The organism is Streptomyces sp. NPDC088197, assembly GCF_044741185.1.
GTDB lineage: Bacteria > Actinomycetota > Actinomycetes > Streptomycetales > Streptomycetaceae > Actinacidiphila.
Genome location: NZ_JBIUSD010000018.1, coordinates 1 through 25,626 on the forward strand (window position 1 = coordinate 1; position 25,626 = coordinate 25,626).

General features: G+C 72.6%; 13 protein-coding genes. 6 read left to right on the forward strand and 7 right to left on the reverse strand.

Annotation, left to right across the window (positions count from 1 at the left end; all coding sequences use genetic code 11):
- Nucleotides 1-137 precede the first annotated feature (137 nt).
- From ACIOC1_RS30615 to ACIOC1_RS30645, 7 genes are all read right to left on the reverse strand, one after another.
- A complete protein-coding gene (locus tag ACIOC1_RS30615; RefSeq protein WP_401857176.1) occupies nt 138-3,791 on the reverse strand; it encodes a glycoside hydrolase family 3 C-terminal domain-containing protein in 3,654 nt (1,217 codons plus the stop codon).
- Between the two features lie 233 nt (nt 3,792-4,024).
- Nucleotides 4,025-6,286, reverse strand: a complete 2,262-nt coding sequence (locus ACIOC1_RS30620; protein WP_401857178.1) for an ROK family protein — start codon at nt 6,284-6,286, stop codon at nt 4,025-4,027.
- Nucleotides 6,279-9,596: an alpha-mannosidase gene (locus tag ACIOC1_RS30625; protein ID WP_401857180.1), complete on the reverse strand. Its 3,318-nt coding sequence runs from the start codon at nt 9,594-9,596 to the stop codon at nt 6,279-6,281. Before ACIOC1_RS30625 ends, ACIOC1_RS30620 begins: the two co-directional genes overlap by 8 nt.
- Nucleotides 9,597-9,824: 228 nt before the next feature.
- Nucleotides 9,825-10,907: a Gfo/Idh/MocA family protein gene (locus ACIOC1_RS30630; protein WP_401723866.1), complete on the reverse strand. Its 1,083-nt coding sequence runs from the start codon at nt 10,905-10,907 to the stop codon at nt 9,825-9,827.
- Nucleotides 10,892-11,527: a ThuA domain-containing protein gene (locus ACIOC1_RS30635; protein WP_401857300.1), complete on the reverse strand. Its 636-nt coding sequence runs from the start codon at nt 11,525-11,527 to the stop codon at nt 10,892-10,894. The genes ACIOC1_RS30630 and ACIOC1_RS30635 overlap by 16 nt, the downstream gene beginning before the upstream one ends.
- Nucleotides 11,528-11,607: 80 nt before the next feature.
- Nucleotides 11,608-12,894 carry an enolase C-terminal domain-like protein gene (locus tag ACIOC1_RS30640; protein WP_355338427.1) on the reverse strand — a complete coding sequence of 429 codons (1,287 nt, stop codon included), beginning with the start codon at nt 12,892-12,894 and terminating at the stop codon, nt 11,608-11,610.
- A 276-nt stretch (nt 12,895-13,170) separates the two neighbouring features.
- Nucleotides 13,171-13,917 carry an IclR family transcriptional regulator gene (locus tag ACIOC1_RS30645; RefSeq protein ID WP_401857183.1) on the reverse strand — a complete coding sequence of 249 codons (747 nt, stop codon included), beginning with the start codon at nt 13,915-13,917 and terminating at the stop codon, nt 13,171-13,173.
- 197 nt (nt 13,918-14,114) lie between these two features.
- Here ACIOC1_RS30645 and ACIOC1_RS30650 point away from each other — a divergent pair, with 197 nt between their 5' ends.
- The 6 genes from ACIOC1_RS30650 to ACIOC1_RS30675 all read left to right on the forward strand — a co-directional run bounded on the left by ACIOC1_RS30650 (nt 14,115) and on the right by ACIOC1_RS30675 (nt 25,564).
- Nucleotides 14,115-15,509 (forward strand): extracellular solute-binding protein, encoded by a 1,395-nt coding sequence (locus ACIOC1_RS30650; protein WP_391048929.1) that lies wholly within the window; start codon nt 14,115-14,117, stop codon nt 15,507-15,509.
- Nucleotides 15,506-16,513: an ABC transporter permease subunit gene (locus ACIOC1_RS30655; RefSeq protein ID WP_391163838.1), complete on the forward strand. Its 1,008-nt coding sequence runs from the start codon at nt 15,506-15,508 to the stop codon at nt 16,511-16,513. The genes ACIOC1_RS30650 and ACIOC1_RS30655 overlap by 4 nt, the downstream gene beginning before the upstream one ends.
- On the forward strand, nt 16,510-17,400 hold the full coding sequence (locus tag ACIOC1_RS30660; RefSeq protein WP_391048933.1) for an ABC transporter permease subunit: 891 nt from the start codon (nt 16,510-16,512) through the stop codon (nt 17,398-17,400). The genes ACIOC1_RS30655 and ACIOC1_RS30660 overlap by 4 nt, the downstream gene beginning before the upstream one ends.
- On the forward strand, nt 17,400-18,257 hold the full coding sequence (locus tag ACIOC1_RS30665; RefSeq protein ID WP_401857186.1) for an NAD-dependent epimerase/dehydratase family protein: 858 nt from the start codon (nt 17,400-17,402) through the stop codon (nt 18,255-18,257). The genes ACIOC1_RS30660 and ACIOC1_RS30665 overlap by 1 nt, the downstream gene beginning before the upstream one ends.
- A gap of 103 nt (nt 18,258-18,360) precedes the next feature.
- A complete protein-coding gene (locus ACIOC1_RS30670; RefSeq protein ID WP_401857188.1) occupies nt 18,361-21,516 on the forward strand; it encodes an alpha-mannosidase in 3,156 nt (1,051 codons plus the stop codon).
- Nucleotides 21,517-21,643: 127 nt separating this feature from the next.
- On the forward strand, nt 21,644-25,564 hold the full coding sequence (locus ACIOC1_RS30675) for a discoidin domain-containing protein (protein ID WP_401857190.1): 3,921 nt from the start codon (nt 21,644-21,646) through the stop codon (nt 25,562-25,564).
- Nucleotides 25,565-25,626: the final 62 nt, after the last annotated feature.

Consider the following 25,626-nt stretch of genomic DNA (forward strand, 5'->3'; position numbering starts at 1 on the left):
CCTCACCCTACCCCCCGGCCCCCCCCGCCCCCCCCCCCGCCCCCCCCGCGGCCCCCGGGGCGCCCCCCCCCCCCCCCCCCCCCGCGGCGCCCCCCCCCCCCCCCCCCCCGGGGGGGCCCCCCCCCCGCCGCTGCGTGTCAGCCGCCGATCGCGATCGAGAACAGGTGCATGGCGACCTGGTGGTCGACCTGCGTCTTGCTCACGTTGGGCAGGGTGATCGCCTGGACGGTCTTTCCGGGCAGCAGGTCCACGGTGGCCGCGGAGATGTGCACGGTCTGCTGCTGCTGTCCGCCGCCGTTGTTGAGGTAGGGCGTGCTGGCGGCGAAGTCGCTGCCCTGCGACGGTGATCCGGCCCACCAGTCGGACAGGGCCAGCGCGTAGGTCTGCGTGGTCCCGTCGGTGTAGACGATGGTGCCGGTGCCGGAGGTGGCGCCGAAGGCGCTGGTGCCCACAAAGCCCAGCTTGGTTCCGGTGCCGGTGATCTCGACGGCCTGGCCGCCGGCCACGGCGTTGTCGGGGTCCCCGGTGCCCGCGGTGGCGGGCCAGGGGAAGGACACCCCGTCGTGGTCGGTGTTCTGGCCCGCGTGCCAGCCCAGGGCGGCCAGCGCCTGGAGCGAGAAGCTGGCGCCCTCGCCGTCCAGGCTGCCGGTCGTGGTGTGGGCGTCGTCGCTGATGCCGGAGTTGTTGTAGGCGGCGGTCAGTGACGCGTACGGCACGGTGACGGGGGCCTGGGCGCTCTCCTCCCCGGAGGGGGTGATGACGGTGGCGTCCAGGGTGAAGCTGTCGGGGTCCGCACCGGCCGGGACGGTCACCTGCCAGGTGGTGGTGGCCTTCTGGCCCGCGCCGACGGTGTCGAAGGTCGCCGGGCTGGTGGCCGTGGCCGTCCAGCCCGCCGGGGTGGCGAGCGTGACCGACACGTTCCGCACCGCGGACGCGGCGCCGTTGGTGTAGGTGGTGGTCGCGGTCAGGGTGCTGCCCGCCTTGGCGATCGGCAGCGCCTTGAGCGTGAGGGTGCCGCGGACCACGACCGGGGTGGAGCCGGTGACGCCGCCCACGGTCGCCGAGACGGTGGCGACGCCGTCGGCCACGGCGTGCACCAGGCCGTTCTTGTCGACGGTGGCGACCGCCGGGTCACTGCTGCGGTACGTGACCTTGGCGGTGGACAGGTCGACGAAGGACTGGTCGTTGTTGACGGCCTCCACGACGTCGTCCGCGGTGACGGACAGGTCGCGCTGTTCCTTCGCCGGGTTGGTGTCGTCCTTGATCCACTTGTTCTTGCCGGTGAGCGAGAAGGTCTGGCCCGCGTCGTGGACGACGCTCTCGGGCTGCACGGTGACGTAGCGCACCTTGGGCGTCAGAGTGCCGCTGATCCTCACGTTCGCGGTGCCCGCCGGGTGCGCGGAGTCCGGGCCGAGCCGGAACGCGTAGGTGCCGTTGTAGACGGTCTGCCGGGAGCTCTTGGCGTCCCAGAAGGACAGGTCGGCGGCCTTGACGGTGATGGTCAGGTGCTGGCTCTTGCCGGGCCCCAGCACCTTGGTCTTGGCGAAGCCCGCCAGCCGCTTGGCGGGCAGTTCCACGCCGGGGACGGTGAAGGGGGTCGCCGCGTAGAGCTGCGCGACCGTGGCGCCCGCCGTCTTGCCGGTGTTGGTGACGTCCACGCCGATCTTCACGGTGCCGTCCGGCGTGATCTGCGTCTTGTTGGCGCTGACCGAGGTGAAGGAGAAGGAACTGTAGCTGAGTCCGTAGCCGAAGGGGTACGTGGGGGCGCCGGTGAAGTACTGGTACGTACGGCCGAGGCCGCCGGTGGCGCTCGGGGTCAGCCCGTAGTTCTGCTTGTCGGGGAGCTGTGAATCGTCCTTGTACCAGGTGAAGTTGAGGTGCCCGGACGGGTTGACGTCGCCGAAGAGCACATGGGCGAGCGCGGTGCCCTGCGACTGGCCGTTGTAGCCGCTGAAGACGATCGAGGAGACCGGTGAGCCGGCGGCGGCCTCCTTCTGGATGTCGACCGGGCCGTCGGACTGGATGACCAGGGCGAGCTTGTCGGTGCCGAGCGCCGACGTCTGGTCGATCAGCGACTGGTAGTTGCCGGGCATGTTCAGGTTGTCGCGGTCGTTGCCCTCGTCGCCGTTGGCCTGGGTGGTGCCGACGAACAGCACCACGAGGTCGGCGGCCTTGATGTCGGCCTTGGTCTTGTCGGACAGCACCGCGGCGCCGGTGCCGGTGGACGAGGTGCCCGCCGCGTCGTAGACCACGGACGCCGTGGGGTCGATCGCGTGGATCTCGTTCTGGATGCCGCGCAGCGGGCTGGTCCGGTAGGTCGGGTCACCCGAGTACAGGCCGAGCGTCGCGGTGTTGGCGAGGTCGCCGATGACGACGACCTTCTTGGTGGTGGCGGGGTCGGCGGGCAGCAGTTTGCCGCCGCCCGAGGCCCGCTTGTCGTTCTTCAGCAGCACCAGGGAGTTGTCGGCGACCGTGGTGGCGAGCGCCTGGTGGGCCGGGCTCTCGATCTGGTCCTTGGTGATGTTCGTGTACGACACCGCGCTCGCCGGGTCGAACTCGCCGGTCTCCATGCGGATGGTGAAGACCTTCACCAGGGCGGTGTCGACCACGCCCTCGCTGAGCGCGCCCGCCTCGATGGCCTCCTGGATGTTGGCGGTGGTCGCCTCGTCACCCGTGCAGTTGAGGTCGGTACCGGCCCGCAGCGCGTACGCCTGGCCGCCGGCCTGCCCGGACATCGTCGTGCCGGTGGCGGTCTCGGTCCACGTCGGGTTGTCCTTGTGGTCGGTGGTCCAGCCGGGCGGCGCCCAGTCGTGACCGCCGGGGAACTGCCGCCAGTTGGTGCTGACCGCGCCGCAGTCGGAGGTGATGTACCCGTTGAACCCGTAGGTGCGCTGGGCGAGTTGGTTGGTGGTGTAGGTGTCGGAGACCGACGGGGTGCCGTTGATCGCGTTGTACGACGTCATGAGCCCGGACACGTGCGCGTCCTCGATCAGCGAGCGGAACTGCGCGGTGTAGTAGTCGCGCAGGTCCGTGTCGTTGACGTCGGAGCTGATGCCGGTGCGGTTGTCCTCGACATTGTTGAGCGCGTAGTGCTTGGCGGTGGAGGCGACCTTCAGATAGCCGGTCTTCGAGGTGCCGTCGGGGTTGTTGCCCTGGTAGCCGTCGACGAACTGGCCGGCCATCTGCCCGACGAAGTACGGGTCCTCGCCGAACGCCTCGTCGGTCCTGCCCCAGCGCGGGTCGCGGTCGAGGTTGACCGTCGGCGCCCAGTAGGTCAGCGAGCCGTAGTCGTCGGCGGACGGGCCGAGGTTGTTCTGGCCGGTGCCGAAGAGCGACTTGTCGACGAAGCCGCGCACCTCGTCGGAGATCGCGGTGCTCTCCTGGTAGAGCAGCGCCGGGTCCCAGGACATGGACGAGGCGAAGTTGGTCGGGAAGCTGGTGGCGTGGACGCCGCCCTGCGCCCCGCCGTTGTTCTGGTTGGCCCCGAGGGTGTTGACGCCGTGCTGGCCCTCGCTCCAGTACGTGTACTGCTGGACGCCCAGCCGGGGGATGGCGGGGCCGCTGTTGGTGCTGAGCTGCTGGACCTTCTCCTGCAAGGTCATCCTCGACACCAGGTCGGCGGCCCGCTCCTGGAAGGAGTAGTGGGTGTCGAGGTAGACCGGGGTGGCGGCGACCGCCTCCTGTGGGGTGTTCGCGGCCGCGCTCGGGCCGAAGCCCGCCGTCAGACCGATCGCACACGCCATGGCGCAGACCGCGGCCAGTCCCGCGCGTCGGCGCTTTCGCTCGTCCATCCTGCCTCCGTCGTCATCGAGCAGCATCGAGCAGATGCCGGTACCGACTTCGGTGCAAGTCCGAAGGAAGTCCGGGTCTCGCGTCATCAGTTGGGCAGTGTGTTGCCATCTTTGACGCAGCGTCAAGACAAAGAACGCGATCGGACCGGCATTTTTTGACTTCTCGCTGCAAAAAGCTGGAAGCGGGCTGCTCACCGGCCTGTGCCCGGAGCCGGTCCGGGCTCGGGTCGCGGTCAGGGCCGCTCGCGCCCGCGCAGCCGCGGGGTGAACGTGGCGTGGAAGATGGTCGACGCGGCGCCGACGGCGGCGGCCTCGGCGCTCAGCACCGAGCGCTCCACCTCGACCCGGCGCAGCCTGCGGGCGGTGGGGAATTCGTTGACGGCGCGGCCGATCTCGTCCAGGTAGAAGTCGGCGACGTCGTCGGTGAAGAACGGGCCGCCGAGCACGATGAGGTCGATGTCCAGCAGGTCCACCAGGCCGAGCGCGCCGCGTCCGACGGCGCCCGCCACCTCGCGCAGCGCGGCCGTCGCGGCCGGGTCACCGGCCGCCGCGGCCCGGCCGACCTCCCGGTAGGCGGCGGTGCTGCCGCGGGCGGCGTCGGCGGCGGGCAGGCCACGGCGGACCGCGAAGTCGGTCACGGAGACCGGCGGATTGCACTCGGGCAGCAGCTCGGGCCGCCCGTCGGCGTCCACCCGGCCCAGCGCGATGGCGCAGAGCTGCCCGAACTCACCGGCGTTGGCGCTGACGCCCCGGTAGAGGTCGCCGTTGAGGTAGAGCCCGGAGCCGACGCCCGTACCGAGGTAGAGGTACGCGAAGTCGCGGGCCCTGCGGTCGCGGCCGATCCACCGCTCCCCCGCCGCCGCGGCCAGCGAGTCCTTCTCGATGATCACCGGGCACGGGAAGTGGTCCTTGAGCAGGTAGAGCAGCGGAAGGTCGTTCCAGGCCGACAGCAGCGGCGGGCCGAGCACCGTACCGGAGGCGATGTCGACCGGGCCCGGCACCGCGACGCCGATGCCGAGGAAGCCGTCCTCGCGGACCGCGCCGCCCGCCTTTTGCAGCGTCTCGCGGCCCAACTCAACCACCTGCGCGACGAATTCGGCCGGGTCGATGTCGGCGCTCACCGGCCGGGTGCGGGTGCAGACGATCGCGCCGTCGAGGTCGATGACGACGGCGGTCAGCACCTCGGGGTCGATGTGCAGGCCGAGCGCGTGCGCGGCGGTGCCGCTGAGCCGCACGGGAGTGCGGGGCTTGCCCGAGGTGGCGCGCCGCTGCGCGTCCTCGACGAGGATGCCGCGGTCGAGCAGCGAGCGGGCGATCCGGGAGACCGACTGCTGGGTGAGTCCGGTGCGGTGGGCGATCTCGCCGCGGGTGATGGTGCCGGACAGCCGGACGGTCTCGATCACCACGCACTCGTTGAAGGAGCCGAGGTCGATCTGGTTGACGCCGCTGAACGAGGGCGGGTGCGCGACGGCCTCGGGGGTGTGCGGGGCGCGCAGGTGGCCCGCGACGTTCTCGCGCAGCCAGCGGACCGGGCCCGGCGCGCCCGCGGTCTGCCGTTCCAGCGCGGCGACCAGGTCGAGGTAGACCCGCCGGGAGGACTCGGGGTGGCTGGTGCTGTCCAGGGCGATCATGGCGCGCAGGAAGCCGCGCCAGGTGGAGCGGGCCGGGAGCTGGTGGAAGGTCACCGGCGTGGTGCCGGGCGGGGGCGCGGAGATCCGGCCGGTCTCCCAGAGGGTGATCGCGTGCAGGGCGATGTCCGGGTGGTGTTCGGCCGCCGCCGCGAGGTAGCCGGTGAGCCCGAGCGGCGGCGGGCCGCCGGGGTCCGGGGCCACGGCCAGGCGCATCCCGTCGAGGGCCCGGCCGAGTCCGGCCAGGACGTCCTCGCCGATGACGGTGGCCGCGGGTCCCGGCGCCGGGGCCGCGGCGCGGGTGCCGGCGAGTAGGACGGCGCCGCGCGCGTCGGCGTACAGGCCCATCACCCACACGTCGGTGCCGGGCAGCGGCGGTCTGGTCGGTACGTGCGGGGCGGGTGTCGTCTCGTCCGCGGTGAGCTGCCAGCGGCGTCTGATCGCGGCCACCGTGGCGTGGGACAGGCCCAGTTCGCGGGCGATGGCCCGGCTGGCGCCGCTGCCGCCGGGCGCGAGCAGTGCCCGGGTGACCACCTCGGCCTCGTCCACGGTGGCGGGTCTGCCGGTGCGGGGCCGCTGTTCGAGGCCGCGCAGCCCCGCGCTCTGCCAGCGGTGCCGCCAACTGCCCACGGTCTGCCGGGAGACGCCGAGCCGCCGGGAGATCTCGGCGTCCCGCAGTCCTTCGGTGGCGAGCAGGACGACCCTGGCGCGGGTGGCGAGCGGACCGTCGCCCGCGGCCCACTGGCGCAGCAGGTCCCGCGTCCGCGCGTCCGGCGGTCCCGGCGGGCGCCGCTCGTCGGGGAAGGTGGGCAACGCCCTTTCCTGCGAGGGCACTTCGGAGAGCGGCGAGTGGGGTGTTTCAGGCAACGCGGCCCTCCTGGCCTTCGCGGGGGCGGATCAGCCGCAGGGTGAGGACCTGGAACGGGCGGAGCGTCAGCGGGGTGCGTCCGTCGTCGTGCGGGTGGTCGGCGAGCCGTTCCTCCAGCAGGTCCGTCTCCTGGACGGCCGTCGCGAGGAAGCCCGCGGTCAGGACGGTGCGGGCCCGCCCGCCGCGCGACTCGTACAGCCGGACCACGACGTCGCCGCTGCGGTCGTCGGCGAGTTTGACCGTCTCGACCACGACGTCGGGGTGGTCGACGGTGACCAGCGGCGGCGGTGACGCCGCGTCAGAAGTGTTGCCGGGAGGGGAATCGGATCGGGTGACGGTGCCGGTGTCCGGGCCGGGGCGCAGCGGCAGGTGCAGCGCGTAGCCCTCGGAGACGGCGTCGTCCACGTCGGCGCCGGGCCGCAGCCGGTGCCGGAAGCGCTGGAGTCCGCGGTCGGCGTGCGGGTCGGGGCTGCGCGGGGCGCGCAGCAGCGTGCTGCGCACGACGGTGGTGGTGCCGCCGTCCTCGCGGGTGTGCCGTGTCACGTCGTAGCCGTACGTCGAGTCCCCGGCGAGCGCGACGCCCCAGCCGTGCTCGCCGACGTGGATCCAGCGGTGCGCGACCGACTCGCGGCGGGCCGCGTCCCCGTCGGTGTTCCCGTGGGTGGGGCGCGCGACGTGGCCGAACTGCGTTTCCGCGCGGCTGTGTTCCGCGTGCACGTCCAGCGGCCAGGCGGCCTTGAGCACGGTGTCCTGCTCGCGCCAGTCGACCTCGGTGTCGACGGTCAGCGCGTGGCTGCCCGCGGTGAGCGTCAACTCCTGTACGACGGTGGAGCGTCCGGTGCCGCGCAGTATCCGCAGCCGGGCCAGCAGCGGTCCCGCGGCGGTGACCTCCACCCGGTCGGCCCGGTCCAGATCGCGGGACCCGGCCGCCGGGGCGTAGCGCGCCGCGCTCCAGCCGCCGGGCTCGTCGCGGTGCAGCTGGAGCAGATTGCCCGCCGCGCCGGGCGCGATGGCCTCGCGTCCGGTGCCGAGGTCGGCGGCGGACCGCACCAGACCGGCCGCGTCGACCCGTATTCGCAGCAGCCCGTTGTCCAGGACGTGGCCGCCGTCCGCGCCCGCCGTCACGGTGACCGGGGCGAGGTCGCCGAGCGCGATGCCCGCGGGTCCTGAGCCGTGCGCGGGGGCCTGCGCGAGGACCGCGAACCGGCCGTCGGACAGCGGCTGTACGGTGCCGGGCCGCGCCGCACGAGGCTGTACGGTGCCGGGTCGGGCGGTGCCAGGCTGTGCGGTGCCAGGCTGTGCGGCGTCGAGGGGAAGAGTGCCGGTCAGGAGCGTGCCGGGCACCGGGCCGTCCTCCGGTTCGAGGACGACGACCTCGCGGCGGGCCCGCGGCCCCGCGTTGAGCACGGTCGCGCCGTCCGGGTCACCGACCGCCCGCCGGATCAGCCGTTCCAGCCTGCGCCGTACGTCCCGGTGGGTCTGCTCGGCCTCCTCGTGCACCCAGGCGATCGACGTGCCGGGCAGGATGTCGTGGCACTGCTGGAGCAGCACCTTCTTCCACAGCCGCTCCAACTCGTCGTAGGGGTACGGGATTCCGTGCCGTACGGCGGCGGTCGCCGACCACAGCTCGGCCTCGTGCAGCAGCGCCTCGCTGCGCCGGTTGCCGCGCTTGGTGCGCGCCTGGCTGGTGTACGTGCCCAGGTGCGGCGCGAGGTCGAGTTCGCCGCGCCACACGGGGGCGGCCGGATACTCGGCCTGGGCGTCGCGGAAGAAGCGGGCCGGGGCGCCGAGGGTGACGCGCGGCGCGCCGTCGAGGTCGGCCAGGCGGCGGGCGCGCTCCAGCATCGACCGGTCGGGGCCGCCGTCGCCGCGGCCGAAGGGCAGCAGGGAGCGGGTCGCGTCACCCTTGTCGGCGAAGTCGTCCACGGACCGTACGAGGTCGCCGCCGGTCAGCGCAGGGGCCTCGGTTCCGCGTTCGCCGTCGGTCCCGACCGGAGCGAGGTGCGCGAAGAGCCTCGTGCCGTCCAGGCCCTCCCAGCGGAAGGTGTGGTGCGGCAGCGCGGAGCCGCGGCCGGGCTCCGGGCGGCGGCCGAGGAACCAGCGGGCGCCCGCGAGCGCGGCGAGCTGCGGGAAGGCCGCGGACGCGCCGGAGGCGCCGGGCAGCCACACGCCGTCGGTCTCGGTGCCCAACTCGTCGCGGAAGAAACGCCGTCCGTGCACGAGCTGGCGCACCAGCGCCTCGCCGCCGGGCAGTTCGGTGTCGGCCTCCACCCACATGCCGCCGACCGGCGCCCAGTTGCCGTCCGCGACCGCCTTGCGTATCCGCTCGAAGACATGCGGCTGGTGGTCCTTCATCCAGGCGTAGTGCTGCGCGCTGGAGGCGGCCACGACCAGTTCGGGGTACTCGTCGGCGAGCGCGGCCATCGTGCTGAAGGCGCGGGCGCGTTCGCGGACCGTCTCGCGCACCGGCCACAGCCGGGCGGAGTCGAGGTGCGCGTGGCCGACGGCGGTCACGGTGTGCGCGGACTCGTGGGCGCGCCGGGCGAGCACGTCGGTCAGCAGCGTACGGGCGTATCCGGCGGTGCGGCCGACGGCTCGCGGGTCGACGGCGTCCAGGGCGCGTTCCAGCGCGAGCCGGATCTCGTGCCTGCGCGGCTGCTGTTCGGGCAGCGCGCGCATCAGCCCTTCGAGGGTCTGCACGTCGTGGACGAGCTGCCAGACGTCCTCGTCGCGCACGGCGAGGTCGGCGCGGCGCAGCCGGTACAGGAGGGTGTCGCCCGCGGTGGCCGGGTCGCCGTACCGGGTGCCCGCGCCGCTGCCCGCCGCGATCCGCGGGTTGGCGGCGGCCTCGACCAGCAGCCGTACGGACGAGCCGGCGGTGGCGGAGCCGGCGATCAGGACGGCGCCGAGGCCGGGGTGCAGGCCCTGGAGCGGGATGCCGTGCGCGTCGTGCACCAGGCCCTCGGCTGGGCCGCCGGAGGCCCCGGTCCACGCCCCGGTTCCCTCTCCCGTCCCGTCGTCGGGTCCCGAGCCGAGGTCGAACAGCGCCTCGACCCGCCGCCCGGCCCAGCGCTCCGGCACGGTGGCGTGGACGCTGAACCAGGTGGTCGCCCAGGGGCGCCCCCACGCCTCGCCGACGGCGAACGGCGTGTAGTCGGCGCGCAGCGCGACCTCGGCGGGGACGGGCTCGCCCGCGATGTGCCAGGCGCCGACGTCCATGGGCAGCTTCTGCGGGTAGAGCGCGGGGCGCAGCCGTTCGGCGAGGAATGCGGCTATGCGCTCTTCGCCGGACTTCATCCGGTCATGCATCGGCAGCCCTTCCTGTCCAGCCAGTAACCGCCATGTAAAACCATGTGTGTTATCAAGTCAACGCCTCGCGCGAATTCCTTCTTCTCGCAGGTCGTGACCTGCAACTATCAAATTGTCAGGCTAATTTGGAACCGAAAAGGGAGTCAGCCGTCAGTTAATTCGCCTGACATCGGGAACGGCAAAAGGCGGCAGGAAGGGCCGTGGCCCTTCCTGCCGCCCTCGGTGGAATTACGGTGTCACGGAATCCACCCGCGCGGGCCGCTCGCAGCCGCTGGTGACCGGCAGCGCCGTCCCGTCGTGCGCGGCGTCCAGCAGTGTCAGCATCACGTCCAGTACGTGCTGGGCGAGTTCGGCCGACGCCAGGTGCGGGCGTCCGGCGGCGACGGCGGCGGCGAGGTCCGCGAGACCGGTGCCGCGCCCCGCGCCGCGGTATCCCGCCGAGACCGGCAGCGGCTGCCACGTACCGTCGGTGAACAACTCGACCTGGCCGTCGAAGCCGTTGGGGTCGGGGACGGACAGCGAGCCCTCGGTGCCGTACACCTCGATCCGCGGCAGCCGGGCGGCGTGGATGTCGAAGCTCATGATCAGCGTGGTGAGGGCGCCGCCTTCGTGCTGGAGGACGCCGGTGACGTGGGTGTCGACCTCGACGGGGAAGCGCGCCCCGGCGCGCGGGCCGCTGCCGATGGCGCGTTCGGCGCGCGGGGTGGCGACGGCGCCGGTGACCTTGACGACCGGGCCCAGCAGGTGGACCAGCGCGGACAGGTAGTACGGGCCCATGTCGAGCAGCGGGCCGCCGCCGGGCCGGTAGTAGAACTCCGGGTCCGGGTGCCAGGCTTCGTGTCCCGCGGTGGTCATGAAGGCGGTCGCGGCGACGGGCGTGCCGATCAGCCCGTCGTCCACGGCCTTGCGGGCGGTCTGGGTGCCGGTGCCGAGTACGGTGTCGGGCGCGCTGCCGACCCGGACGCCCGCGGCGCGCGCGGCGGCGAGCACGGCGGCGGCCTCCTCGCGGGTGGCGGCGAGCGGCTTCTCGCCGTAGACGTGCTTGCCCGCGGCGACCGCGGCCAGCGCCACTTCGGCGTGCACGGCGGGGACGGTGAGGTTCAGGACGGCGTCCACGTCGTCGCGCGCCACCAACTCCGCAACGCTCGCAGCCACTTCGGCGCCCGCGCGCTCGGCGGCCTCCTTGGCCCGGCCGGGGTCGAGGTCGGTGACAGCGGTCAGCCGCAGCCCTTCGAGCCCGGCGATGGTGTCCAGGTACTGGCCGCTGATCTTGCCCGCGCCGACCATGCCGATCCTCAACGGCTCGCCCACAGCAGTCCCCTCTCGGTCAGCGCCCGCACCTCGGGCACGTCGAAGTCGTCGGCCTTGTGCCCGATGGCGGACACGAACACCCGTCCCGCGCCCTGCCTCCTGGTCCACACCGCGGGCATCACGACCGGGTGCGCGCGCTCGCCGTCCGGCGGGAAGGTCGTGGTGGCCAGCACGTCGATGTCGGGGTCGGTGGCCAGCCAGTACTGCTCGGTGTGCACGTCGAAGTCGCCGATCCCGGCGATCACCGGGTGGTCGGCGCGCTCGGGCCGCACATGGACCCGGTAGTCGAGGAATCCCGCCGGGTGCATGAGGAACTGACCGCCGGTCAGGAACTGGTAGTCGACGTCGCCGCGGAAGGAGTCGACGATCCCGCCGTGCCAGCCCGCGAAGCCGGTGCCCGCCCTGACCGCCTCGGCCAGGCCCCTGGTCTGCTCGCCGCTGATCTCGCCCATCGTCCAGCACTGGACGACGAGGTCGGTGGCGGCCATCAAGTCCCGGTCGGCGTAGACGTCGAGCGACTGCGCGGTCTGGACGGTGAAGCCCTCGTCCTTGAGGAAGGGCAGGAAGAGGTCGGTGATCGCGATCGGCGCGTGGCCCTCCCAGCCGCCGCGTACCACCAACGCCCGTCGTGCGGACCGCTCCCGGCCGGCCCCGTCCTGGTCGGCTCCGGCTCCGGGTTCACCGGCTCTGATCGGATTCGTCACGGGCGTTGCACGCTCCCATCGGTGTTGCGCAGCAGGGCCCAGCGGTCGTGGGCCAGGGGTTCGGGCACGGGGTGACGGCGGGCGGCGGCCTCGTCGAAGTCCACTCCGTGGCCCGGGGTGTCATGGGGTACGAGGCCGCCCGCGGTCGCGGTGACCGTGCCGGGGAACACCTCGTGGACGGGCGGCCTGAAGACCGCGGCCTCCTGGACGCCGAAGGCGTGGCTGGAGATGTCCATGGCCAAGGTGGCGGCCTGGGCGACCGGGCTGACGTCGGCGGGGCCGTGCGGCGCGAGCCGGACACCGCGCAGTTCGCAGAAGGCCGCGATCTTGCGGGCGGGGGTGAGGCCGCCGAGGGTGGGAACGCGGATCCGCGCGAAGTCGATGTCGGGGCCGTCCAGCAGGGCGGTGAACTGGGCGGTGTCGTGGAAGAGTTCGCCGACCGCGAGCGGTACGGGTGAGGCGTCGTGCAGCCGCTTGAAGTGCCGGGTGTCCTCGGGCGCGAGCAGGTCCTCCACGAAGTACAGTCCGGCGTCCTCGACCCTGCGCAGGAAGTCCCTGGCCTGCCGGGGGTCGAGCCGTTCGTGCACGTCGTGCAGCAACTCGACGTCATCGCCGACGAGTTCGCGCACACGGGTGAGAACGCCCGGCACGTGCCGCAGATAGCCCGCGCTGTCCCAGGGCGCGCGCCGCTCGCGTACCGCGTCGGCGTCCGCGGTGCCGCCGCCGGAGGCGCCGTAGGTGTCGGCGCCCGGCACGGCGGCCTGGATCCGGACGTGCCGGTAGCCGTGTTCCCTCGCGGCCTGGACCTTGTCGGCGATCTCGGCGGCGTCGCGGCCGTCGACGTGCGTGTACGCCTCGGCGAAGGCGCGGACCTTGCCGCCGAACAGCGAGTGCAGGGGCGCGCCGAGGCGCTTGGCCTTGAGGTCCCACAAGGCGACGTCGATGCCGCCGAGCGCGTTGCCGGTGACCGAACCGCCGCGCCAGTAGGCGCTGTTGAGGATCAGCCGGTGAATGTCCTCGATGTCGTCGGGGTCCCGCCCGGTGAGCAGCGGGGCGAGGTAGTCGTCGAGCACCGAGCGGACGGCCAGCGTGCGCTGGGGGTCGCTGGCGCAGCCGAGGCCGTAGAGGCCCGGTTCGCCGGTCTCGACGCGGACGATGAGATGGGGGCACCCGTGGGGGGCGGTCAGAAAGGTGCGAACGGCCGTGATGCGGATCTTGGCGCCGCGCTCGTCGACCCAGGGGGCCGGGGCGAGCGGTGCGGGGCCGGCATCAGGCAATGCCATACGAACTCCCACGTACAGGTAACGGAATGACGTACCGGTATCCGAACGTAGAGAGGGCATTCCGAGTTTGTCAATCACTTTGACAAACTCGGAACGACCGTAACCCCCGCCACGCGGGACACACAAGGGGTCGGCACGCCCCGGTCGGCCGGACGGCCCGTCAGGCCGGGCCCGACAGCGCGTCAGGCCCGGCGGCAGGCGGGCGGCGAGCCGGCGGGCGGCCCGTGCCGGTTCAGCGGCCGGCCCGCGGCCGGTCGGCGCGGTGGCGGCGGCCCGTCAGTGCTGGCCCAGCCGTTTGAGCAGGGTGCTCAGCGACTGCGCGGCCTCGGTGACCGCCTGCGCGACCTCCTCGACCCGCGCGTCGTCCATCCGGCTCTTGGGCGCCGAGCAACTGATCGCGTCCTCGCCCTGGCCGTCGCCGAGCGCGACCGCGACGCAGCGGATGTCGACGGAATTCTCGCCGTCGTCCGCCGCCCAGCCGCGCAGCCGCGCCTCGGCCAACTGGGCCAGGAACGCGTCGGGATCGACCACCGTGGTCGGGGTCATCCGCTCCAGCGGCCAGTCCAGCCGCCGCTGCACCTCGGCGTGGTCGTACTGCGAGAGCACCGCCTTGCCGAGCGCCGTGGCGTGCGCGGGGAGCCTGCGGCCGACCGCGGAGTACATCCGCAGCGCGTGCCGCGACTCGCGTTTGGCCAGGTAGACGACGTGCGTGCCGTCGAGCCTGCCCAGGTGCACGGCCTCGCCGGTCTCCTCGGCCAGCGCGTCGAGCACCGGCCCCGCCAGGCTGGTGACGTCGTCGCCCTCCAGGTAGGCGGTGCCCGTCAACAGCGCCTTGAGACCGAGGCTGTAGCGCGTCCCTGACGGGTCGAGATCCACCCACCGGCGCGCCTGCATCGTGCGCAGGATGGCGTGCAGGCTGCTCTTCGGCACCGCCATCGCCGTCGCCATCTCCGCCAGCGAGAGCCGGGCGCCGTCCGCGCCGAGCAGTTCGAGCACTTCCAGTACCCGAGCTGCGGACTTCACCTCTTCGGGCTTCCGCCCGCGCGCCGCTTCTGCCACCGATTCCACCGATCCTCCGCTCCCCGCCGCCGATGCACGACGCATAAGAGTGCCCACTCCCATCGCGGCGTGCGTCTTGACGCTATATCAAACACGACCCTAAGTTCAGTCACTCCAACGTCATTCGGTCTTCTGAACGGTCGAATCCTAGGTAGGGGCCCATGAACACACCATTCGCACGTTTTACCCCGAAGACGAGACTCGCCGCAGCCGCTGTGGCCACCGTCCTCTCGCTGAGCCCGCTGGCCGCCTGCGGCGGCGGCTCCTCCGGATCGGGGGACAGCAAGTCGCTGGAGATGTGGACCTTCAAGCAGTCGCACGTCGCCGGACTGCGCAACGCGGCGGCCGAGTTCAAGAAGCAGACCGGCATCACCGTCAAGATCGAGGCGTACGGACCGGACGACGCGTACAGCACCAAGCTCCAGGCCGCCGCCAAGACCCACGACCTGCCCGATGTGCTGGAGACGCACTCCGACGGCGAGGACCTGGTGCTCGGCGCCACCGGCATAGCCAAGGACATCGCGGGCGACGTCGACGCCGCCTGGAGCGGCCTGTACCAGAAGGGCGTCCAGGTCTCGGGCACCGTCACGGACGCGAAGTACACCGAGTCCAAGCCCGCCGACTCCAAGACGCACGGCGTGAGCAAGGGCCAGCGCTTCAGCGTGCCCTTCACCTCCGGGACCTTCGGCATCGTCATGGCCAACAAGAAGATGCTGGCCGCCGCCGGGATCACCAAGGCCCCCGCGAACTGGGACGAGTTCCTGGCCGACCTGAAGGCCACCACCACCAAGGACCCGAAGAACGGCGGGGTCAGCCTCGGTCTGAAGGTCAAGGCCACCGGTCTGACCTGGGTCCTCCAGCCGCTGGCCTTCGCCCAGTTGGGCAAGGAGAAGTACCAGGCGCTGTTCGGCAAGGACGCCGGCGCGGACTTCTCCTCCGCCGACGGCACCAAGGTCCTCACGCAGTACGCGCAGCTCCAGCCGTACTGGATGCCGGGCACCCAGACCCTCGACATCGACGCGGCCGACCAGGCGTTCGCCCAGGGCAAGTCGGCCTTCGACATCGGCGGCACCTTCACGCTGGCCTTCCTCCAGCAGAACGGCATGAACCCCGACGACGTGATGGCCTTCGGCCTGCCCTCGCCGGGCGACGGCGCGGTGCCCCACCGGGCGCTCGGCCCGCTGGCGCTCACCGGTCTGACGGTCACCTCCACCAGCAAGCACCCGGACAACGCCGAGAAGTGGATGAAGTTCCTGGCGCGGCCCGACATCGCCTCGAAGTTCGCCAAGGACGCCACCGACGTGCCCGCCACCGAACTCGGCGCGGACGCCGCCTCGGTGATGGGCCCGACCCTCGCCGACATGCTGAAGACCTTCGTCGGCACGCCGGAGACCACCTACGACCCGAGCGACAACACCTTCCGGCCGCCGACGTACGACCAGGACTCGATGGGCGAGGTGCTGGCCGACCTGACGCCGCTGAAGCAGAAGAGCGTGGACCAGACCGGCAAGGCGATGGCCAAGCTCAACAACTCCTTCTGGGCGACGTCCAAGTGACCACCGCACCCCGTCCCACGCTCACGGAGACGGCCGGCGCCGGCCGGGGAGGCGATCCCCGGCCGGCCGCGCGCGCCGCCGCCGGCCGCGGCGCGCGCCCCCCGCGCCGCCGCGGCTACGAGGCCGTCTCCGGTTACCTGTTCGTCGCCCCCGCCGTCGTGCTCTTCGCGGTCATGGGCCTGTACACCGTCGGCTACGGCTTCCTGCTGAGCTTCGCCCGCTGGAACGGCTTCGCGCCGCACTGGGACTGGGTCGGCCTCCAGAACTACAAGGACCTGCTCTGGCAGAATCCGGCCTACGCGCCCCGGCTGCACCACGCGGCGCTCCACACCCTGTACGTGATGATCGCCGTCCCGCTGCTGACCGTCGCGGTGTCCTTCCCGCTGGCGATCCTGCTCAACTCCGCCAAGCGGATGCAGGGCGTGCTGCGTTCGGTGTACTTCGTGCCGTACGTCACCAGCGGCATCGCCGTCTTCTTCGCCTGGCAGTACATCCTCCAGCCGGACGGCGCGGTCAACACCCTGCTCAGCAGCGTCGGCATGGGGTCGCTCGCGCAGCCGCAGGGCTGGCTCGGCAACCCGCACACCGCGCTGCCCACGATGATCGTGGTCACCGTGTGGGGGGCGGTGCCGGTCGCGATGCTGATGTACCTCACCGGTCTTCAGACCATCGACCGCAGCGTGATGGAAGCCGCGCAGCTCGACGGCGCCGGATGGTGGCGGACGAACATGTCGGTGGTGTGGCCGCTGGTCCGGCCGATCACCTCGATCGTCGTGCTGCTCAATCTCCGCGACTCCCTCCAGGGCTTCCAGACCTTCCTGGTGATGACCAACGGCGGTCCCGGAGACCACACCAACGTCCTCGGCCTCGAGGCGTACCGGCTGGCCTTCCTCAAGGACCTGGCGCCGACGCTCGGCCTGGCGAGCGCCCTCGGCTGGCTGCTGTTCGCCGCCGCCGTGGTGCTCGCCCTGATCAACCTGCGAGTCATGCGGAGCAGAACATGACGACGAACATCTCCGGCGCGGGCCCCTCGCGCACCACAGGACCCGCCTCGCCGGCCAGGGCCGCCGTCTCGCGCGCCGCCGCGCGCTGGACCGTCGGCATCCTGCTGACGCTCTACGGCCTGGTCAGCGTCTACCCCTTCCTGTGGATGGTCTCGGCCGCCTTCAAGGACCAGGTCGAGGTGGTACGCGGCGGCCATCTGATCCCGCACCACCCGACGCTGGACACGCTGACCCACACCTGGAACCAACTGCACTTCTTCCACTACTTCCTGAACAGCCTTCAGGTCACCGCGCTCACCGTGGTGCTGACGCTCGGGGTGTACGCGGCGGCCGGATACGCCTTCGCGGTGCTGGACTTCCCCGGCCGCGGCCTGCTCCAGAAGCTCTTCGTCGCGCTGCTGTTCGTGCCCGGCATCACGGTGATGCTGCCGATCGTGCTGCTGGAGAACAAGATGGGCATCCTGGGCACGCACATCGGTCTGGTGCTGCCCTTCGTCAACGGCGGCGCGCCGCTGTCGGTGCTGCTGATGACCGGCGCCTTCAGCGCCGTGCCACGGGAGTTGCGGGAGTCGGCGCGGGTCGACGGCGCCAACGAGTTCCACATCTTCACCCGGATCTATCTGCCGCTGGCCCGGCCCGCGCTGATCACGGTGGCGCTGCTCACCGCGATCCCCACCTGGAACGAATATCTGCTGACGCGGGTGTCGCTCAACGACGAGAGCACGTACACGCTGCCGCTCGGGCTCCAGACGCTCGCCTCGTCGAACGTGCCGCACTACAACAACCTGATGGCGGGCGCGCTGATCGTCGTCATCCCGGTAGCGCTGCTGTTCCTGAGCCTCCAGCGCTACTTCGTCAACGGCCTGGTCGGGGCGGTGAAGGGCTGATGCGCGTCCTGATCACGGGGGCCGCCGGACACATCGGCGGCCATGTCACCGCGGCGCTGCTGGCCGCGGGGCACGACCTGGTGCTCACCGACCTGCTGCCGGTGACCGAGCCGCGCGCCGCGCGCGTGCACACCGGCGACCTCCAGGACCCGGAACTGGTCCGCGAGGCCATGGCGGGCGCGGAGGCGGTGGTGCACCTCGGGGCGATCCCGCACCCGAACGACACCGACCCGAGCACGCTGTTCGGGCACAACTGCCTGACGGCGCACCGGGTGTTCGAGGAGGCGGGCCGGGCCGGGGTGCGCCGGGTGGTGGCCGCCTCCAGCATGGCCGCGGTGGGCCTGGCCTGGTCACCGGTGCCGGTCTCGCCGTCCTACGTCCCGCTGGACGAGGCCCATCCGAGCGTGCTGCGCGACCCGTACGGCCTGTCGAAGGCCGCGCTGGAGGAGGTGGCACGCACCGCACACCGGCGCTGGGGCCTGGACGCGGTCTGTCTGCGGCTGCCCTTCACCGGGACCGGCGACCGGCTCGGCCACTTCCTGGACGCCTGCGCCGCCGACCCGGCCGGTCAGCGGCACGACCTGTGGGGCTGGCTGCACACCCTGGACGCGGCCGAGGCGGTACGGCGCGCGCTGGAGACCGAGCTGACCGGCTGTCACGTCGTCAACGTCACGGCCGCCGACACGACATCCGCGCTGCCGTCCGCGGAACTGATGGCCCGTCACCATCCGGGGGTGCCGCTGCGCAGCGGCCTCCCGGACCACGCCTCGCTCTTCGACACGGCCGCCTGCACGGAGCTGCTGGGCTTCACGCCCCGGCGCACCTGGCGTACGGCCGGAGCGGAGCGCCGTACCTGACCCCTCCCCCACGTCCCCCACGGCTTTCCCGCGAGCACTCGCCCTCCCGCATCCGCCCGCCCATTCCGGCCCCCGCCCGCCCACGGCAGAAGGAAACGCAACTGTGCATGACGACCGGCACATCGTCGAAGAGCGGATCACCAAATTCCTCGCTCAGGTGGTCCGTCCCGCCCTCTACAGTGACGCGCTGACCCTCGATCTCGCCGCCTGGCAGGTGCCGGGCGAACCCGTACCGGTGGCCGACGCGCTGGCCGCGACGTACGCGCCCGCCGCGATCGGCGACACCTGGGGCGGTCCGTGGTCGACGACCTGGCTGCGGGCGACCGGCCGGATACCGGCGGCCTGGGCGGGCCGCCGGGTGGAGGCCGTCTTCGACCTCGGCTTCGACCCGACGAAGGGCCCCGGCGGCCAGGCCGAGGGCTTCGTCCACGACGCGGCGGGCGCACCCGTACAGGGCCTGCACCCGCACCACCGCTCGGTGCTGCTCGCGGAGCCCGCCGCGGGCGGCGAACCGGTCGAGCTGCTGGTGGAGTTGGCCGCGAACCCGATGATCGAGGGCGCGCTCGCGGTCGGCACGCACTACGGCTCGCGGGACACCGCGGGCGAGGAGCACCTGTACCGGCTGCGCGCCGCCGAGATCGCGGTGCGCGAGGACGCGGTGTGGCACCTGCTGCACGACATGGAGGTGCTGGACGAGCTGATGCGCGAGCTGCCGACAGACGGCTCGCGGCGGCACGAGATCCTGCGGGCGCTCCAGCGGGCGGTCGACGCGGTCGACGTGCGCGCGGTCGCGGCCACCGCGCAGGCCGCCCGCGACCGGCTGACGGACGTGCTGTCCCGGCCCGCGCACGCCTCCGCGCACACCGTCACCGCGGTCGGGCACGCCCATATCGACTCGGCGTGGCTGTGGCCGGTCCGCGAGACGGTCCGCAAGTGCGCCCGGACCTTCACCAATATGACGACGCTGGCGCAGGAGTACCCGGAGCTGGTCTTCGCCTGCTCCTCCGCGCAGCAGTACGCGTGGATGAAGGAGCGCCGCCCCGAGATCTTCGAGCGGATCAAGAAGGCGGTGTCCGACGGCAATTGGGCGCCGGTCGGCGGCATGTGGGTGGAGGCGGACGGCAATCTGCCCGGCGGGGAGGCGCTGGCCCGGCAACTCGTCTACGGGCGGCGGTTCTTCGCCGAGGAGTTCGGCATCCCGCAGGACGGCGTGTGGCTGCCCGACTCCTTCGGCTACACCGCCGCGTACCCGCAGCTCGCCGCGCTGGCCGGGGCCCGCTGGTTCCTCACCCAGAAGCTCTCGTGGAACGAGACCAACCGGCTGCCGCACCACACCTTCCACTGGGAGGGCATCGACGGCACCCGGATCTTCACCCACTTCCCGCCGGTCGACACCTACAACGCCTCCCTGACCGGCGCCGAACTGGCCCACGCCGAGCACAACTTCGCCGACAAGGGCGCCGCCACCCGCTCGCTCGCCCCCTTCGGCTTCGGCGACGGCGGCGGCGGGCCGACCCGCGAGATGCTGGAGAAGGCGCGGCGGCTGCGCGACCTGGAGGGCTCCACCCGCGTGGAGGTCGGCGACCCCTCGGCCTTCTTCGACGAGGCGCGCGAGGAGTACGAGCGGCTGCCGGTCTGGCGCGGCGAGCTGTACCTGGAGAATCACCGCGGCACCTACACCAGCCAGGCCCGTACCAAGCGCGGCAACCGGCGCGCGGAGGCGCTGCTGCGCGAGGCCGAGCTGTGGTCGGCGGCGGCCACGGTCCGCGGCGGCGCCCCGTACCCGTACGAGCGGCTGGAGTCGATCTGGCGGCGGGTGCTGCTGCACCAGTTCCACGACATCCTGCCGGGCTCCTCGATCGCCTGGGTGCACCGGGAGGCGGAGGCCGTACACCGGGAGTTGCAGGCCGAGTTGGCCGAGGTGATCGAGGCCGCGGTGGGCGCGGGACCCGCCGGTTCGGGACCCGCCGGTTCGGGACCCGCCGACTCAGGACCCGCCGACTCGGGACCCGTCTTCTACAACGCCGGGCCCTACGCGCGCCGCGAGGTGGCCGTCCTGCCCGCGGGCACCCCCGCCGCCGACGGCCAGCCGCTGTCCGACGGACGTACCGCCGTCCTCGTCGAGGCACCCGCCTTCGGCACCGGCCGGGCCGTGCGCTCCGCGCTGCCCCCGGTCTCGGTCACCGAGGACACCACCGGGATCACCCTCGACAACGGGGTGCTGCGGCTACGGATCGACGCCGACGGCCTCGTGCGGTCCGCGTACGACCTGCGCGCCGGACGCGAGGCGATCGCCCCCGGCGCGGCGGGCAATCTGCTGCAACTCCACCCGGACGACCCCAACCGGTGGAGCGCCTGGAACATCGACGGCTACTACCGGGACACCGTCCGCGACCTCACCGCCGCCGACGCCGTCGAGGTCACCGAGGCCGGGCCGCTGCTCGCGTCGGTGCGCGTCACGCGCTCCTTCGGCGGCTCGCACCTCGTGCAGGACCTGCAACTCACTGCCGGAAGCGCCCGGTTGACCGTCCGGACCGACATCGACTGGCAGGAGCGGGACACCCTCCTCAAGGCCGCGTGGCCGCTGAACGTGCACGCGGAGCGCGAGAGCGCCGAGATCCAGTTCGGGCACGTCCAGCGCCCCACCCACGAGAACACGAGCTGGGACGCCGCCCGCTTCGAACTCTGGGCGCACCGCTGGGTGCACGTGGGCGAGCACGGCTGGGGAGCCGCCGTCGTCAACGACTCCACCTACGGCCACGACGTCTCGCGCCTGACCCGCGACGACGGCGGTACGACCACCACGCTGCGGCTGTCGCTGCTGCGCGCGCCGCACAGCCCCGACCCGCAGGCCGACCGGGGGCGGCACTCCTTCGCCTACGGCCTGGTGGTCGGCGCCGGGGTCGGCGACGCCGTCGCCTCCGGCTACTCCTTCAACCTGCCGCTGCGGCCGGGCAGTTCGGCGTCGACCGGCGGGGCCGCCGCCGGGCCGTCGTTCGTCACCGTCGACAACCCCGACATCGTCGTGGAGACGGTGAAACTCGCCGACGACCGCGGCGGCGACGTGGTCGTCCGGCTCTACGAGTCGCGCGGCGGCGGCGCGCGCGGGGCGCTGCACACCGGCTTCCCCGTTGCCGCGGCGCACGTCACCGACCTCCTGGAGAGCCCCACCGCTCCCCTCCCCCGGGCCGGGGACGGCTCCTTCCCGCTGGACCTGCGCCCGTTCCAGATCCTGACGCTCCGCCTGGCGCGTCCTTAGTGTCCGCCCGACGCGGGCCGGTTGCCCCCGCAGGCCCGTCGTGGCTGATCGCACCGTTCCCCGCGCCCCTCAAGACCTGGCGTACCGCCCTTCCCCCTGGAAACCGACCCTCCGTAGGAGAAGCCACATGAGACCCACCCTCGCACGATGGCTGCGGCCCCCCGCCGCGTTAGCACTGCTGCTGCTCGCGGCCCTCCTGCTCCCTCCGTCGTCGCGGGCCGCCGCGGCGGCGCTGTATCCGCTGGGCGTCGGCGCCGACCTCGGCCCGAAACCGGTCACGCTGGGCCTGACGGCGAGTGCGGGCGACTCCGCCGACGGCCTGCGCACCGGTGAGAAGAACGGAAAGCCGTACTGGCAGACCGATGTGGCGGCCGGCACGGACTACATCAAGCTGGCGCTGGACCGGGAGTGGACCGACACCGTCGGCGGCGCCGGCCAGGTCACCGTGGCGGTGACGTACGACGACGCGCCCGACGGGACGACGCTTCGGCTGACGCGCGGCGCGAGCGACCTCGTCGGCAGCGTGCCGCTCACCGGAGCGGCCGGATGGACGACGGAAGCCTTCACCGTACCGGCGGACTTCGGGACGGAGGCGGGCCGTGAGCTGCGGCTGTCGGGGTCGAAGGACGGGGCGCCCGCCGACGTGACGGTGGCGTCGGTGAGGGTCGCCGCGGGCCAGTCCGTGGACCTCGGCACCGCGGTCGACGCGCACGGCATCTCGCCGCGGGCGGGCGACAACGACACGCACCTGGTGACCGGCACGGAGGCGGGCCGCGGCTACTGGGGAACCGACCAGAGCCACCCGGGCGCCGAGACCGGCTTCTTCTACATGAACGTGGACGACACCGCGCTGTACGACAACCGCGACCCGGTCGCGGTCACCGTCGACTACCTCGACCGGGGCAACGGAGCGATCCAGCTCCAGTACGACTCCCCCGGCGACACGATCCCGGAGATGTTCAAGAACTCGCCGGTCTTCACCTACGGCGACTCGGGGACCTGGAAGACCCACACCTTCCTGCTGGACGACGCGGTCCTCACCAACCGCTCCAACGGCTCGGACTTCCGCATCACCACCGGCGGCAGCCCGGCCGAACTGAAGGTCGCCCGCGTCTCGGTGACCGCGCTGCCGCGCGTGCTCGACCCGACGACCGGCCTCAAGCAGCTTGTGGCGCAGGCCGATCTGGCCTACCTCGCGGCCCGCGAGGGCACCCGCGACGGGCAGTACCCGGTCGGCGCGAAGGCCGCGCTCCAGCAGGCCGCCGACGCGGCCCGCGCGGTCGCGAACGGCACCGGCGTCACCGACGAGCAGGCCCGTACCGCCTTCCACGCGCTGGCCGCCGCGCTCGACGTCTTCCACGCCGCCGCCGTGAACACCGACCTGGCGCACCTGGGCACCGCCACCGCCTCGTCCACCGCCGCCGGGTCCGCCCCGGCCGCGGCGATCGACGGGAACGGCGGCAGCGCCTGGGTCAGCGGGGACGGCGGGACGGGCGAGACCTTCACCGTGGACCTGGGCGCGGCCAAGCGCTTCAACCAGGTCAAGGCCGGCTGGACCGGCGCCTTCTCCTCCGACTACACCGTCCAGGTGTCCACGGACGGGACGCGCTTCACAGACGTGGGCCGCACCGGGGCCGTCGGCGGCTCGGTGTTCACCACCGCCTTCGCTCCGACGACCGCCCGGTACGTCCGGCTGGCGATCCACGGGTACAGCGCGGGCCAGACCAAGGTGGGTCTCGCCGTCCTCGAGGTCCGCGACCAGCGGGTGGTCACACCGCACCCGAAGCTGGTCACCACCCGCTACTCGACCGGCGCTCCGGTCGTCGCCGACTTCGACATCCGCGACTACGGCGTCGACACCTCGGGGAAGAGGGACGCGACCGCCGCCGTGCAGTCCGCGCTCTACGACTGCCAGGACGCGGGCGGCGGCACGGTGTGGCTGGGCGCGGGCACCTACCGCCTCACCACCACCGTCGAGGTCCCGGCCTTCTGCTCGCTGATCGGCGACCGGCGCGACCCGGACCGCGGGTCCGGCGGCTACGGCACGGTGATCCGCGCCGACCTGCCGCCGGGCGCCGACGGGCCGGTGCTCTTCCGGGTCGGCGGCAGCGCCTCCGTCCAGGGTCTGACCACCTACTACCCGCGGCAGAACGCGGCCCACCCGGTGCCGTACAACAACACCTTCGAGATTCCGGGTTCGGCCTGGCAGAGCGACGCGAATTTCATGATGAGCACGGTCGCGCACGTCACGATGCTCAACTCGTACAAGGGTGTCGGGGTCTCCACGAAGACCGACGACCGCGGCAGGCCCGCGGTGCAGGGCCAGGTGCACGAGTCGGCGACGCTCGCCGACATCAAGGGGACGGTGCTGTTCACCGGGGCCACCGGTTACAACGGCTCGGACGTCGGCACCTGGAGCGACATCACCTTCTCCAACTCCTACTGGGCGCACGCGCCTTCGGCGTACGACCCGCCCGCGCGGTCGGCGCTCGACCGGTGGACGCGGGCCAACGGCACGGGACTCGTCCTCGGTGACCTGGAGTGGGACCAGTTCTCCCGGATCTCGCTGTCCGACTACCGCACCGGCATCCAGGTCGTGAAGGGCCAACGGGCGGCTTTCGTCGGCGCGTTCCAGCAGACCCGGGTGGTGCGCACCGATGTGGCCCTCCAGGTGGACGACATCGACACCCGCTGGGGCATGACGGTGGCCGGGGGCACGCTCCAGGGCAGCGTCGCGTCGATCCGCAACGCCACCAAGGGATTTGTGAAGGTCACCGGCACGGCGCTGGACGGCGCGACCTCCGGCACGGTCGTGACGATGCCCGGTCCCGTACCGGTCCGGGCCGCCGCACCCGACCTGCCCGCGCCTCGCGGGCACGCGCTGTACGCGGCGGGCGCCGTCCCGCACGGCGTGGGCTACCAGCCCGCCGCCGACGCCACCGCGGGCATCCAGCGGCTGCTGGACCGGGCGGGCGCGCGGGGCGGCGGCACCGTGTACCTGCCAGCGGGCTGGTACCGGGTCGAGGGCCGGCTGCGGGTACCGGCCGGGGTCGAACTGCGGGGCGCCTCGTCCTCGCCGAACCGCGACGAGGACGGCGCCAGCGGCGGCACCGTGCTGTTCGCCTACGCGGGCCGGAACACCGCGAACGCCGACACCGACGCCGCCTTCGTCACGCTCGCCGGAAACGGCTCGGGCGTGCGCGGTCTGCGGGTCTTCCACCCGGAGAACAACCCCGCGACCGGCTACGTCCCCTACCCGTACGACATCCGGGGCACCGGCCGCGGCACGTATGTGGTCGACGTCGGTCTGACCAACGCGTGGAACGCCGTGGACGAGGGCAACGACGGCTTCGTGGTGCACAAGGTGACCGGGGTCTTCCTCAACCGGGGCGTCACGGCGCGCGCGGGCCGCGGCGGTCTGGTCGACGGTGTGCTCAGCAACGGCAACGCGGTGAACCGCACCGGCTTCGGCATTCCCGGCTGGGGCCTCGGCAGCGATCTGTTCGCGCAGACCATCGACGGGTTCACCCGCAAGAACACCGACCTGGTGCATGTCGACGGCGCCCGCGGCCTGACGGTCTCGGATGTCTTCGGATACGGCATGCACAACGGTCTGGTGGTCACCTCCGGTGACGTCCGCGCCTTCAACCTGGGCACGGACAACCTCGGCGACGGCGGTTACACCGTGAAGGCGGGCGCCTCGGCCGACGTCACAGCGGTCAACGTGCTGCGCTACAACGGCGCGACGTCCACCGGTCCCGCGAAGCTGCTGGGCATCATGGCGATCAACATGGTGCAGCAGTCGGTGACGGCCACGGCCGAGCCCGCGAGCGGCGGGAAGGTCACCGTCGGCGGGAACCAGACGGAGCCGGGCCGCTTCGAGCGCGGCGACACCGCGACCGTGACGGCCGTACCGACGTCCGGCTTTCAACTGCTGGGCTGGACGCTCGACGGCGCCCAACTGCCCGACAGCGGGCCGACGGTCACCGTGCCGGTGACCGGGGACCGTACGGTCGTGGCGCGTTTCGGTCCGGTCGGCGTCAACTGACCGGCGGGCGGGCCCGGTCGACCGCCGTCGTGCGGCCGGCCGGGCCCGTCGTCATGAGCGGG

Bases quoted from the DNA above. Each gene is read 5' to 3' on its own strand.
- ACIOC1_RS30615 (WP_401857176.1), bottom strand. From the start codon at position 3,791: ATGGACGAGCGAAAGCGCCGACGCGCGGGACTGGCCGCGGTCTGCGCC.
- ACIOC1_RS30625 (WP_401857180.1), bottom strand. From the start codon at position 9,596: ATGCATGACCGGATGAAGTCCGGCGAAGAGCGCATAGCCGCATTCCTC.
- ACIOC1_RS30640 (WP_355338427.1), bottom strand. From the start codon at position 12,894: ATGGCATTGCCTGATGCCGGCCCCGCACCGCTCGCCCCGGCCCCCTGG.
- ACIOC1_RS30650 (WP_391048929.1), top strand. From the start codon at position 14,115: ATGAACACACCATTCGCACGTTTTACCCCGAAGACGAGACTCGCCGCA.
- ACIOC1_RS30660 (WP_391048933.1), top strand. From the start codon at position 16,510: ATGACGACGAACATCTCCGGCGCGGGCCCCTCGCGCACCACAGGACCC.
- ACIOC1_RS30665 (WP_401857186.1), top strand. From the start codon at position 17,400: ATGCGCGTCCTGATCACGGGGGCCGCCGGACACATCGGCGGCCATGTC.
- ACIOC1_RS30675 (WP_401857190.1), top strand. From the start codon at position 21,644: ATGAGACCCACCCTCGCACGATGGCTGCGGCCCCCCGCCGCGTTAGCA.